Origin of the sequence: Subtercola frigoramans, assembly GCF_016907385.1 — a bacterium.
Taxonomy (GTDB): Bacteria; Actinomycetota; Actinomycetes; order Actinomycetales; family Microbacteriaceae; genus Subtercola; species Subtercola frigoramans.
The window spans coordinates 889,614-902,274 of record NZ_JAFBBU010000001.1 but is presented as its reverse complement, the minus strand read 5'-3'; the positions used below and the strand labels follow the sequence as shown (position 1 = coordinate 902,274).

Below are 12,661 nucleotides of genomic sequence, written 5' to 3'. Positions count from 1 at the left end.
GCGTCAAACGGCTTCGAGCACGCCGTTCAACAACACCGAGGCTTCTTCGTCGGTGAGGTCTTGGGCAAGAGCGAGCTCGGAGACGAGGATCTGGCGCGCCTTCTCGAGCATGCGCTTCTCACCGGCAGAGACACCCTTGTCGTGGTCGCGGCGCCACAGGTCGCGGACGACTTCGCCGACGCGGTTGACGTCGCCCGAGGCCATCTTCTCCTGGTTGGCCTTGAACCGGCGCGACCAGTTGCCCGGCTCTTCGACGAACTCGTTCTGCAGCACCGCATACACGGCCTGGACCCCGGCCTCGTCGATGACGTCGCGAACGCCCACAAGATCGATGTTCTCGACCGGGATCTTGATGGTCAGCTCGCTGGTGTGCACGTTCAGCGTCATGAATTGCTTCTCTTCGCCTTTGACCACGCGAGTCTCGAGTGCTGTGATGGTGACTGCACCGTGGTGGGGGTAGACGAGAGTTTCGCCGACTTCAATTTTCATCTAATCTGCCTTTAGGTTGAGACACACAGTTTACCCGATCCGCGAGGCCTCTCTCGCCCTCCGGGCTCGGGGCGGAATCATACGCCATCGTCGAGCTGCGCGCTCGTCACAATCCCGAGCCCCAGCAGTCGCGACAGATCGTCACGCTCTCGTCGCCGACTTCAGCCGCTGCGTCACCAGATGCGCGTGCTGCAGCAGCAGTGCGCCCAGCTCCTGGTGTCTCTCTGGCCTGAACCGCGACTCCACCCCGGTCAGGCTGAGGGCGTATGCCGGCCTGCCCGCCGCGTCGAAGACAGTGGCCCCCATGCCCCAGCTCCCCTCGAGTATCAGCCCGGGATTCAGCGCGTACCCGGTGTTGCGCGTCACCGCGATTCGATTCCGGATGCTCGCACCAGAGTGCCTCGGCCCGAACCGTTCCACGAGCCGGTCGTCGGCGGTGTACCGCATCATCTCGTCTTCAGGCAGATACGCCAGCACAGCCAGTCCCGCGGAGGCGACCCCCAAGGGGAACCGCACCCCCTCGTACAGAACGAACGAACGGATCGGGAAGCTTCCGTCTTCCCGCATCAGGCAGATGGTCTCGTCGCCCCGCCTGGCAGAGAAGAAGGCGCTCTCACCGGTGAGCTCCGCCAGAGCACGCACGCTCTCCCTCGCGAGTTCGGTCACGTCGTAACGATCTGCGGCGAGTGTACCGAGCAGGTAGAGTTCCGGGCCGACGTGCCAGCGGGCATCCGACGCCTCACGGTCGACAAATCCTTCGGCGAGCAGCGCGGCGAGCAGGCGGTGCACGGTCGGGCGCGACAGGCCCGTGGCACCGGCAATCTCCGCGGTCGTGAGCCCGTGGGTAGGCGATGTACTGAGCGCCCTCAGAACGGAGCCGACGCGGGAGACGACCTGGCCACCCCTGATCACTTCGGTCACAGGTTCACCCCCCGTCGCAGCAGTGCTTCTCTCATAGTCAGACGCTACACCTGTTCACATAGTGGACAAAGTCAGTCGGCTTGCCCACCTGGCGACATACCTGTGATTCCGGGGCAGCGGGCCTTTGACTCTCGCCGGGAGACTCGTTTAGGTTTCGAAGTGACGCAACCGACGATCATCCATTGGTCTCGTGCGAGTACCGAACACAAAGGAGTGCCATGACCATCATCTACGCCAGCGCTGCAGATGCCCTGCGTGATCTCGTTCGCGACGGGGACACGATCGCCGTCGGAGGTTTCGGTCTGAGCGGGAACCCCACAGACCTCATCGAGGCTCTGCGCGACAGTGGCGCACGCGACCTCACGATCGTCTCGAACAACATGGGAGTCGATGGCAAGGGTCTCGGCATTCTTCTCGAGAACCAGCAGGTCGCCAAGGTGCTCGCTTCGTACGTCGGTGAGAACAAGCTGTTCGCCCAGCAGTTCCTGAGCGGTGAGCTCGACGTGGAGTTCGTGCCCCAGGGCACGCTGGCCGAAAGACTGAGGGCGGGCGGGGCCGGCATACCTGCGTTCTACACGAAGACCGGGGTCGGCACACCTGTCGCCGAGGGCAAGCCGCACGCCGACTTCGACGGGGAGACCTATCTGCTCGAGCGTGGCATTGTGGCCGACATCGCGCTTGTGCACGCCTTCAGGGCAGATCGGGCCGGGAATCTGGTCTACCGTCACACGGCACGCAACTTCAACCCTCTGGTCGCAACCGCGGGGCGCACGACCCTGGTCGAGGCGGAGCACATCGACGACGAGGCCTACCTCGACCCCGACACCGTGGTGACCCCGGGGATCTTCGTACAACGTCTGGTGATGGCGCTGCCCAAGGTCAAAGACATCGAGCAGCGCACCGTGAGGCAGCGGCCAACCGGAGGCGGCGCGAACCAGCCAGCACCTGCATCAGACGGCGCCGCAGCCGACTCCCCCACCCCCACATTCGCGACGGCGTAAGGAACAGATCATGACCTGGACACGCGACACCATGGCGGCAATCGCCGCCAGCGAGCTCACCGACGGGGCCTACGTCAACCTCGGCATCGGCATTCCCACCCTCGTGGCGAACCACGTACCCGACGGGCTCACCGTCACGCTGCAGAGCGAGAACGGGCTCCTGGGCATGGGGCCGTTTCCCTTCGAGGGCGACGAAGACGCCGATCTCATCAACGCAGGCAAGCAGACCGTGACACTGCTTCCGGGTGGGAGCTATTTCGATTCGGCCACGTCGTTCGCCATGATCCGAGGCGGCCACGTGCAACTCGCCATCCTCGGGGCACTGCAGGTCTCCGCACGGGGCGACCTCGCGAACTGGACGATTCCGGGCAAGCTGGTCAAGGGCATGGGCGGCGCGATGGATCTCGTCGCTGGCACGCCCCGAGTGGTCGTGGTCACGGAGCACAACGCCAAAGACGGCTCTCCCAAGATCGTCGAGGAGTGCGACCTGCCCCTCACCGGTGCGCGCGTCGTGCAGCGCATCATCAGCGATCTCGCCGTCTTCGATGTGACGCCAACGGGCCTGGTGCTTCGCGCCATCGCCCCCGACGTGACCATCGACGAGCTGCAGAGGCTCACCGGCGCACCATTCGAGGTCGAACTCGAGTCGCTCGGGGCACTCGCATGAGCGTGATCATCGCCGGCTACGCCCGCACTCCCTTCGTGAAATTCAACGGCCAGTTCGCGTCTGTCGCCGCGACGGCCCTCGGGGCCCATGCCATCAGCGCAGCACTGACACGGTCTGGGCTCAGCCCGGCTGAGGTCCAGAGGGTCATCGTCGGCCAGGTTCTGCAGGGTGGAGCAGGGCAGAATCCGGCGCGCCAGTCGGCGGTCGGTGCGGGCATTCCTCTCACCGTCCCGGCTCTCACGCTCAACGTCGTCTGCCTCTCCGGCATCGAAGCGGTGGTCGCCGGAGTGCGACTGATCGAATCGGGCGAAGCCGACATCGTCGTCGCGGCCGGCCAGGAATCGATGTCACTCGCGCCCCACGCCTGGGTCGGATCGCGGCAGGGCAAGAAGTACGGCACGGCCGAGTTCCTCGACACCCTCGAACACGACGGCCTGACCGACGCATTCGAGAAGCGGTCGATGGGTTCTTCGACCGAGGAACGCAACGCACCTCTGGGCATCTCCCGCGCCGACCAGGATGAATGGTCTGCCCTCTCACACAGGCGTCTCGCCTCGTCCGCGGAATTCCTCGCGGGCGAGATCGACCCGTTCACGGTTCCCGGGCGGGGGCAAGCGAAGATCGTCGCAGCCGACGATGGCCTCCGTGCTGAGACCACCATCGAATCGCTCGCCACACTGCGACCGGCCTTCGGCGCCGCCGGCACCATCACCGCGGGCAACTCCTCCCAGATCACTGACGGCGCTGCCGCCCTCGTGCTCATGAGCGAAGCGGCGGCTGAGACGCGCGGCATCCACGGCCTGGCACAGGTCGAGAGCCACGCGCTCGTCGCTGGCCCCGATGTCACGCTGCACGCACAGCCGGCACACGCGATCGCCGCTGCACTCCACCGCACCAGTTGGGCCGCCAGCGACCTGGCTGCCGTCGAGATCAACGAAGCGTTCGCGGCGGTATCGGTACACTCGACCAGACTGCTCGGCATCGACCCCGGCATTGTGAACAGCCACGGCGGGGCAATCGCCCTGGGTCACCCCGTGGGGGCCTCGGGCACCCGCATCGTCGGCCACCTCGCTCGCCGCCTGCACGCACTCGGTACAGGGAGCATCGGTGCCGCCGGCATCTGCGGTGGCGGTGGACAGGGCTCAGCGGTGGTGTTGTCGGCCCTCTGAACGCATCAGCCGACCGACACAACGGGGCCGTCAGGTGCGCTCAAACGTCCCCATTGAGCCGGTCCTCAGGACGTTTGCCCGCACCTGACAATGCGGATGCGGGATAGGCTGGTAGCGAATCTGGTAGTGAGCCTGGCTTTGGGCTGAACGAATCTCGTATGCCGTCAGCCCCACCCCACTTCTTCGGAGCCGCTTCTTGCCAGCCGTGAACCTGTCAACGCCCCTTCTTCGCCCGTCGACACCGACACCGACTGTCGGCCCCGTGCCCTCACTGCCTGAGATCGACGGAGCACTGCACCGTGCGAGGGCTGCATCGGAATCCATCGGCCACAGCATCACGGCCAGCGACGCCGAAACGCTTCTGCACGCGCGTGGCATGCAGCTCCAAACCCTGCTCGACCTAGCCTCAGCGCTCAGAGATCAGGGTCTCGTGACGGCCGGCCGACCCGGCGTCATCACCTATTCGCGCAAGGTGTTCATTCCTCTCACCCACCTCTGCCAGGACCGCTGCCACTACTGCATCTTCGTCTCGACTCCCGGCAAGCTCGCCAAGGCAGGAATCGCTCCCTATCTCTCGGTCGACGAGGTGCTCAGCATCGCGAAAGCCGGTGCGGCCCTCGGCTGCAAGGAGGCACTCTTCACGCTCGGCGATCGGCCCGAAAACCGCTGGCCGGCTGCGCGCGCATGGCTCGACAATCACGGGTACGACTCGACCATCGACTACGTGCGGCACGTCTCCCTTCGGGTGATGGAGGAGACCGGCCTCCTGCCCCACCTCAACCCCGGGGTGATGACCTGGACAGAGCTGCAAGAGCTGAAAGGCGTCGCGCCGTCGATGGGCATGATGCTCGAGACGACCGCGACCAGGCTCTGGTCGGAGAAGAGCGGGCCGCACTACGGCTCGCCAGATAAAGACCCCGCGGTGCGTCTCCGGGTACTCGACGACGCCGGGAGATCGAAGATCCCCTTCACCACCGGGGTGCTCTTCGGCATCGGCGAGAACTATGCCGAACGGGTCGATTCGATTCTGGCGATCCGAGCATCCGGCGAGCGCCATGGACACATCCAGGAGACGATCGTGCAGAACTTCCGCGCGAAGGACTCCACAGCGATGATGCGAGCAGTCGATCTCGAGACCGAGGAGTACGTCGCGGCCGTCGCGGTGACGCGCCTCCTGCTGGGCGAAGATGCCCGCATCCAGGCCCCGCCGAACCTCACTGACACGCACGAACTGGCCCTGCTCCTGCGCGCCGGCATCGACGACTGGGGCGGAGTGAGCCCGCTCACTCCCGACCACGTTAACCCTGAGCGACCGTGGCCGCAGATCGACGAGCTTGCGGCGCTGACAGCCCGCAGCGGCTTCACGCTGCGGGAACGGCTCACCGCCCACCCGCATTTCGTTCGAGACCCCGACGACTGGATCGACCCCGCGGTGCTGCCACACGTGCTCGCCTTGGCCGACGAGTCGGGGCTGGCGAGAGACGGTGTCACCGTGGTCCGACCGGTTTCGGTGGGCCGTGTGCCCGAGACAAGAACGAACAGTGCCCCGGCGCTCACAGCACTCCTGCGCCGGGCCGAAACCTCGCCCCCAAGCCTCAGCGACGGCGACTACGCCGAACTGCTCGGTGCCGACGGGCCAGACCTCGATGAACTCTGCCGCATCGCAGATGAGCTGCGGCGCGCCACGCTCGGCGACACCCTCACCTTCGCGATCAATCGCAACCTCGACTCTGCGCTCGTGCGGCCCGAACGGGGTGCGCAGACGACCGAACGCCCGCTCACCCTGCGCGAGGTGACCGCACTCGCCTCTGAGGCACGGATGCTCGGGGCCACCGAGATCTGCCTGCAGGGCCCTGCTCACCCCGACCTCGGGCCCACCGCGTATTTCGACCTGGCACGGGCGATCGCGAAAGCCGAACCCACGCACCCCGGAGAGCGAGGCTGGGGCGGCCCGCTGCACCTGCACGCCTTCCGCCCGGCAGAGCACGCCGATGGGGCGCGCCGTTCGGGGCTCTCGTACCCCGATTACTTCGAAGCGCTGCGTGAGGCGGGCGTCGGATCGGTTCCGGGCACGGGTGCCCGCATCCTCGACGACACCGTGCGGGCTGCTCTCACCGGAGGAACCGACCTGCCCGCCGCAGAGTGGGTCGAGATCATCACGGCGGCACACCGAAGCGGGTTGCGCTCAACAGCGACCATGATCTACGGGCACATCGAGACCGCCGCCCAGCAGGTGGCCCACCTGAGAACGCTGATCCGCCTTCACGATGAGACCGGCGGCTTCACCGAGTTCATTCCGATGCCGTTCACCGCCGACTCCCCCGCGCCGACCCGCTCGCCGGGCTCGCCGAGCCTGCCGAGCCTGCCGGGCCTGCCGGCCAGGCTTCGAGGCGAGCGCCGCACCGGCCCGTCAGAACGCGAGTCCCGCGCCGTGCACGCGGTGAGCAGGCTCATGCTGGCCGGCCGAATCGACCATGTGCAGGCCGCCTGGACGAAGCTCGGCCTCCGACAGGCCCTCAGCGTGCTCGCGTCTGGCGCAGACGACCTCGGTGGCCTCCTGCTCGACGGCACACTCGACCCGAACGCGGGCGCTGAAACCGGCCGAACGCTCACCCCCGCCCTCGTCGAACGAATCTCAGCCACCCTCGGCCGTACGCCCCACCAGCGCACCACGCTGTACGCCCGCATCGAAGAGCCCGCCCGGAGAGCTGCAGGGCGGTGAGTTCCAGCACCTCGAGCGAGTACGCCGACGTCATCATCGTCGGCGCGGGCTTCGCCGGTCTCGGAATGGGCACGCGCCTCGCCCGCGAGAACACCCACTCCTTCCTAATCCTCGAACGCGCCACCGAGGTGGGCGGTACCTGGCGCGACAACACCTACCCCGGGGTGGCCTGCGATGTACCCTCGCAGCTGTATTCCTTCTCCTTCCGGCCGAAGCCGGACTGGTCGAGGGTGTTCGCACCGGGAGCCGAGATCGCCGGGTACCTGAGGGAGTGTGCTCGAAGCGAAGGGCTGCTGCCGTGCATCCGGTTCAGCACCGAGCTCCTCGAAGCGCGATGGGATGACCGGCAGGGCCTCTGGCGACTCACCACCTCGGGCGGCGACTACACCGCCCGGGTTCTGGTCACCGCGGCCGGGCGCCTGTCGGAGCCCCGACTGCCCGAGGTGCCTGGGCTCGGCTCGTTCGCGGGAGACACGTTCCACACCGCCGCCTGGCGACACGACGTCTCACTCGAGGGGCGGCGCGTGGGGGTCGTCGGTACCGGCGCGTCTGCTGTGCAGCTCGTTCCGGCAGTGGCAGAGCAGGCGGCCGAACTCGTGGTGTTCCAACGCAGTGCGCCATACATCGTGCCCCGCGGCGACAGGGCCTACACCGACGACGAGAAACGCGGGTTCCGCGATCATCCCGACACCCTCGCCGCTGCACGGTCGGAGTACTTCTGGGCGGCCGAAGAAGGCTTCGCGCAGAAACTCGACGGCAGCGCCTCCGCACGTCGACACCGCGACCTGGCTCTCGGCCACCTGCAGGCGCAGGTCGAAGACCCGATACTCCGATCGGCTGTCACCCCCGACTACCAGATCGGCTGCAAGCGGGTGTTGTTCTCGAACGACTACTACCCCGCCCTGGCCCGGCCGAACGTCACGCTCGAGCCGAGCCCGGTCGCTTCGGTCGACGAATCCCGCGTGCGGTCGGCCGGCGGCGCGGAATTCGACCTCGATGTACTGATCATGGCGACCGGCTTCCACACCACCCAGCTGCCCTTCGCCAGCCGCATCGTCGGTCGGAACACTGGCGCCGATGGGCTCGGCGAGACCCTTGCCGACCACTGGTCTGAGGGAATGACCGCATTCGCCTCAACCGTGGTGTACGGGTTTCCCAATCTCTTCATCATCGACGGGCCGAACGCGAGCCTCGGCCACAACTCGGCCATCACGATGATCGAGACCCAGATCGACTACATCGCGGGTGCCCTCGCATTCGGCACCCTCGCAGCTCAAGGAGGGCACCCGGAAGTGCTCGAGGTCTCAGCAACGGCCGAAGCGGAGTACACCGCTGAGCTCGACGCAGACAGCTCGTCGACGGTGTGGCTGACAGGCGGTTGCCGGAGCTGGTACCTCGATTCCCGAAGCGGCCGACAGACCCTGCTCTGGCCGGGGCCCGCCCACACCTTCCAGGCGAAGAATGGCGTGTTCGATCCTGCGCCCTTTCGCTGAAGCCTGAAGCTGCCCTCGCCAAGGCTCGGAAACGAGACAGTGCGCACATCTTCACCAAGCTGGTCGGGGTCTGCGGCGTCGGTACCCGCGCAAGGGTGTTGCTCTTCGGAGGCCGCGATACCGGCGACCCGCTGCTGTTGCAGGCCAAGGAACGAGAAGGACTACGACGCCTTTGCGGTCGCCGTCGCATCGGGGCGACTCGTGGCGCAGAGCGGTCTCTGACAACCACGCCCTGGCTCGATAATTGACCTATGCACGAACACTCCGAAAGCAGCCACGCCGAGTCGGTCGCCTCTCACCCGAACACCCCCCAGGAATTCTGGGAGGGCCATTACGGCCAGCGTGACCAGATCTGGAGCGGCAATCCCAACCCACTGCTGGTGCGCGAGGCGGCGAGACTTCCCGCCGGCCGTGCCCTGGATCTCGGGTGCGGCGAGGGCGCCGATGCGGTGTGGCTGGCAACCCAGGGTTGGCGCGTCACCGCGGTCGATGTCTCGTCGACCGCACTCGAGCGCGGCAGGGCGGCCGCTGTCCGGGCGGGTGTCGACGAGCTGATCGACTGGCAACAACACGACCTGGGCGTGTCGTTCCCTGACGCCGAATTCGATCTTGTGTCTGCCCAGTTCCTGCAGTCGCCCATACCGCTCGACCGCGAACGGATCCTCCAGAATGCCCTCGATTCGCTCGCACCGGGCGGCAGTCTGCTCGTGGTGGGTCACGCGGAGTTTCCGCCATGGTCGAAGATGGCCCACGCCGGCGAACCGCTTCCGAGTGCCCAGGAGGTGCTCAGCGCCCTGCACCTCGACGCGCGAGCCTGGTTCACAGCGCTCTGCTCAGAGGAGCCGCGCTCTGTCGTCGGCCCTGACGGAAACCCGGTGACACTGGTCGACAGCGTGGTGATGGTGACTCGAGCGACACCGACGGTGTCACACGGCCAGCCCTAGCGCGCCACGGGCTCGAGTCTCACGACAACGGCCTTCGACACCGGGGTGTTGCTCCGGTCGGCAGCGCTGGCCAGAGGGATCAGCACGTTCGCCTCAGGAAAGTAGGCGGCAGCACAGCCCTTCGCCGTGGGGTACGAGACCACCCGGTAGTTCCGGAGCACCCGGTCGGTGTCGTTCTTCCACTCACTGAAGATGTCGACCCGCTGGCCGTCGTGCAGCCCCAGTTCGGCCAGGTCGTCGGGGTTCACGAAGATGACATCGCGGCCGTTCTTGATGCCGCGATACCGGTCGTTGAGGCTGTAGATCGTGGTGTTGAACTGGTCGTGCGAACGCAGGGTCTGCAGAATCAGGCGTCCCTCCGGCCGCTCGAGCGGCTCAAGGTGATTGACGGTGATCCGCGCCTTCCCGGTCGCGGTGGCGAACGTGCGGGAGTCGCGCGGGCCATTGGGCAGCACAAAGCCGCCTTTGCGCCTCACATCGGCATTGAAGTTCTCGAACCCCGGCACAACACGGCTGATGTGTTCGCGAATAACGTCATAGTCCCGTTCGAAGCCCGCCCAGTCGATGGGCACCGAGTCGCCGAGCACCGCCGCGGCCAACCGGGTCACGATGGAGATCTCCGAGAGAAGGCTCGGCGCCACCGGTGGAACCCTGCCGTGGGTGGCGTGCACAGCACAGACGCTGTCTTCAACCGACATGAACTGCGGCCCCGTGGCCTGCAGGTCGACCTCTGTTCGCCCCAGAGTCGGCAGGATCAGCGCTTCGTCGCCGACGACGGCGTGCGAGCGGTTGAGCTTGGTCGACACCTGCACCGTCATCTCTGTTCCGCGCATGGCAGCCTCGGCCGCGGCAGTGTCGGAGATGGCACCGACGAGGTTGCCCCCCATCGAGACCCACACCTTGATCGCGCCACGTTGCAGGGCCTCGATGGCCTGGAGGGCATCCGTGCCGTGTTCCCGGGGCGGGGCGAAGCCGAACTCCTTTTCGAGGGCGTCGAGGAAGGTGTCGCTCATCTGCTCCCAGACACCCATCGTGCGGTCACCCTGCACGTTGCTGTGGCCGCGGATGGGCGAGGCTCCTGCGCCGGGCTTGCCAATGTTGCCGCGCAGCAGAAGCAGGTTGATGAGCTCTTTGAGCGTGTCGACGGCCTTCTTCTGTTGGGTGAGGCCCATGGCCCAGGTGATGATGACGCGGTCGGCGGCAATGTAGCGGCTCGCGAGTTCGTCGATCTCGGCCGCGTCGAGGCCGGTCGCCGCCAGAACCTCTGCCTCATCGAGCTTCGCGAGGTGTGCCTTCAGCTCCTCGAGGCCGTCGGTGTAGTTCGCAAGGAATTCGTGGTCGAGCACCGTGCCCGGGTTCGCTGCCTCTGCGTCGAGAACGCGCTTCGACAGGGCCTGGAGCAGCGCCATATCGCCACCGGAACGGATCTGCAGGAACTGGTCGGTGAGCGTCGTGCCCTTGCCGAGAATCCCGCGGACGGTCTGCGGGTTCTTGTAGCGCATGAGCCCCGCCTCCGGCAGCGGGTTCACCGAGACGATCGACGTTCCGTTGCGCTTGGCGTCCTCGAGTGCAGTGAGCATGCGCGGGTGGTTGGTGCCGGGGTTCTGGCCCATGATGATGACCAGGTCGGTATGCTCGAAGTCGTCGTACGCAATCGTCGACTTGCCGATTCCGATCGTCTCACCGAGCGCGGTGCCCGTCGATTCGTGGCACATGTTCGAGCAGTCCGGGAGGTTGTTGGTGCCGAACGCACGAACGAACAACTGGTAGACGAAGGCCGTCTCGTTTGCTGTGCGGCCGCTGGTGTAGAACGCGGCTTCGTTCGGGGAGTCGAGCCCACGCAGCTTCTCTGCAACGAGCGAGAACGCCTTCTCCCAGCTCACCGGAACGTAGTGCTCTGAGCCCGCGGCCTTGTACACCGGCTCAACCAGACGACCCTGCATGCCCAGCCAGTACTCCGATTTCGAGAGCAGGTCGGAGATCGAGTTCTCGGCCCAGAACGACGACGCGACGGTGACCGGAGTCGCCTCCCAGGTCACGGCCTTGGCGCCGTTCTCGCAGAACTCCAGCGCCTTGCGGTTGTCAGGGTCTGGCCACGCGCAGCTCATGCAGTCGAAGCCGTCTTTCTGGTTGATCGACGTCAGGAGCTTCGCGGTCCTCGTCAGGCCGAGCTGGCGGATGGCCGGCTCCATCGAGTGGTAGATGCCCGGCAGGCCCACGGCGACGTCTTCGTGCTCGCCGACCTCCAGGTCGGGGTACTCGAACCCGTCGTTCAGGGGCTTGCGGCTCACAGCGAGACTGCTTTCTGGCGAGCATCCGCCGGTTCTGGTGTGGTTGTGTCAACGGTGCTTGTTTCAACGATGATGCGCTCCGGCGCCGAGTAGACCACCATCGACGACCCGCGCAGAAACCCGACGACCGTCATGCCGAGTTCGTGGCCGAGTTCAGCGGCAAGTGACGACGGCGCCGACACGGCGGCCAGCACCGGGATGCCCGCCATCGACGCCTTCTGAGTCAACTCGAAGCTGGCCCGACCCGACACCATCAACACCGTTCCCCGCAGCGGCAACAGCCCCTCGGTCAGCGCCCAGCCCACCACCTTGTCGACCGCGTTGTGCCGGCCGACATCTTCACGAAGCACGAGCAGTTCGCCCGTCGTGCCGTCGAACAGTGCCGCCGCGTGGAGCCCGCCGGTCTTCTCGAACGTCTCCTGGCGGGCACGGAGGCGATCGGGGAATTCTGCCAGCAGGGCCGCATCCAGTCTCAGCGGGTCGTCGCTCACATCGAACTTCGACAGCGTGCGCACGGCGTCGATACTGGCCTTGCCGCAGAGCCCGCACGAGCTGGTCGTGTAGAAGTTGCGCTCGAGGCTCGGGTCGGGCGGGGCGACCCCTGGCCCGAGCGTGATGTCGAGAACGTTGAACGTGTTCTCCCCGTCGTCGTTCACCCCGGCGCAATACCGTGCGCCGCTGTACTCGTCGTGCGCCGACACGACGCCCTCAGAGACCAGGAACCCCGCGGCGAGTTCGAAGTCGTGGCCCGGAGTGCGCATCGTGATCGCGAGCGCCCTGCCTCCCACCCTGATCTCGAGCGGCTCTTCGACGGCGAGCAGGTCTTCGCGCACGCGCTTGGCTTCGCCCACGGTGATTCTCGTCACACGACGCCTGGCAGTTATTCGGCCCATGCCCCATTATCTCCCCGGCCCGGTTCCCTGCCTGTCGACGTCACCACACTCGCGCCCAGTTGCATCACACT

The 12,661-nt window shown here is 66.4% G+C and carries 10 protein-coding genes; 6 read left to right on the top strand and 4 right to left on the bottom strand.

Annotated features, from left to right (window positions below):
* Positions 1-3: 3 nt before the first annotated feature.
* Together JOE66_RS04350 and JOE66_RS04345 are read right to left on the bottom strand one after the other, a co-directional pair.
* Positions 4-489: a CarD family transcriptional regulator gene (locus tag JOE66_RS04350; protein ID WP_205107082.1), complete on the bottom strand. Its 486-nt coding sequence runs from the start codon at positions 487-489 to the stop codon at positions 4-6.
* Between the two features lie 141 nt (positions 490-630).
* Entirely contained in the window at positions 631-1,410 is a 780-nt protein-coding gene (locus JOE66_RS04345) for an IclR family transcriptional regulator (RefSeq protein ID WP_307827047.1), read from the bottom strand.
* 218 nt (positions 1,411-1,628) lie between these two features.
* Here JOE66_RS04345 and JOE66_RS04340 point away from each other — a divergent pair, with 218 nt between their 5' ends.
* The 6 genes from JOE66_RS04340 to JOE66_RS04315 all read left to right on the top strand — a co-directional run bounded on the left by JOE66_RS04340 (position 1,629) and on the right by JOE66_RS04315 (position 9,406).
* A complete protein-coding gene (locus JOE66_RS04340) occupies positions 1,629-2,411 on the top strand; it encodes a CoA transferase subunit A (protein WP_205107080.1) in 783 nt (260 codons plus the stop codon).
* A gap of 10 nt (positions 2,412-2,421) precedes the next feature.
* Positions 2,422-3,078: a CoA transferase subunit B gene (locus JOE66_RS04335; protein ID WP_205107079.1), complete on the top strand. Its 657-nt coding sequence runs from the start codon at positions 2,422-2,424 to the stop codon at positions 3,076-3,078.
* Complete coding sequence (locus tag JOE66_RS04330; protein WP_205107077.1) at positions 3,075-4,247, top strand: acetyl-CoA C-acyltransferase; 1,173 nt, start codon at positions 3,075-3,077, stop codon at positions 4,245-4,247. Before JOE66_RS04335 ends, JOE66_RS04330 begins: the two co-directional genes overlap by 4 nt.
* A 262-nt stretch (positions 4,248-4,509) precedes the next feature.
* Positions 4,510-6,969 carry a 7,8-didemethyl-8-hydroxy-5-deazariboflavin synthase CofG gene (gene cofG, locus JOE66_RS04325; protein ID WP_307827046.1) on the top strand — a complete coding sequence of 820 codons (2,460 nt, stop codon included), beginning with the start codon at positions 4,510-4,512 and terminating at the stop codon, positions 6,967-6,969.
* Entirely contained in the window at positions 6,966-8,462 is a 1,497-nt protein-coding gene (locus JOE66_RS04320) for a flavin-containing monooxygenase (RefSeq protein ID WP_307827045.1), read from the top strand. Before cofG ends, JOE66_RS04320 begins: the two co-directional genes overlap by 4 nt.
* 251 nt (positions 8,463-8,713) lie before the next feature.
* Positions 8,714-9,406, top strand: coding sequence for a class I SAM-dependent methyltransferase (locus JOE66_RS04315; RefSeq protein ID WP_205107075.1), 693 nt, complete (start codon positions 8,714-8,716; stop codon positions 9,404-9,406).
* Here the strand turns inward: JOE66_RS04315 and JOE66_RS04310 are convergent.
* Together JOE66_RS04310 and fdhD are read right to left on the bottom strand one after the other, a co-directional pair.
* Positions 9,403-11,697: an FdhF/YdeP family oxidoreductase gene (locus tag JOE66_RS04310; protein ID WP_205107073.1), complete on the bottom strand. Its 2,295-nt coding sequence runs from the start codon at positions 11,695-11,697 to the stop codon at positions 9,403-9,405. The genes JOE66_RS04315 and JOE66_RS04310 overlap by 4 nt on opposite strands.
* Positions 11,694-12,590: a formate dehydrogenase accessory sulfurtransferase FdhD gene (gene fdhD, locus JOE66_RS04305; RefSeq protein ID WP_205107071.1), complete on the bottom strand. Its 897-nt coding sequence runs from the start codon at positions 12,588-12,590 to the stop codon at positions 11,694-11,696. Before fdhD ends, JOE66_RS04310 begins: the two co-directional genes overlap by 4 nt.
* Positions 12,591-12,661: the final 71 nt, after the last annotated feature.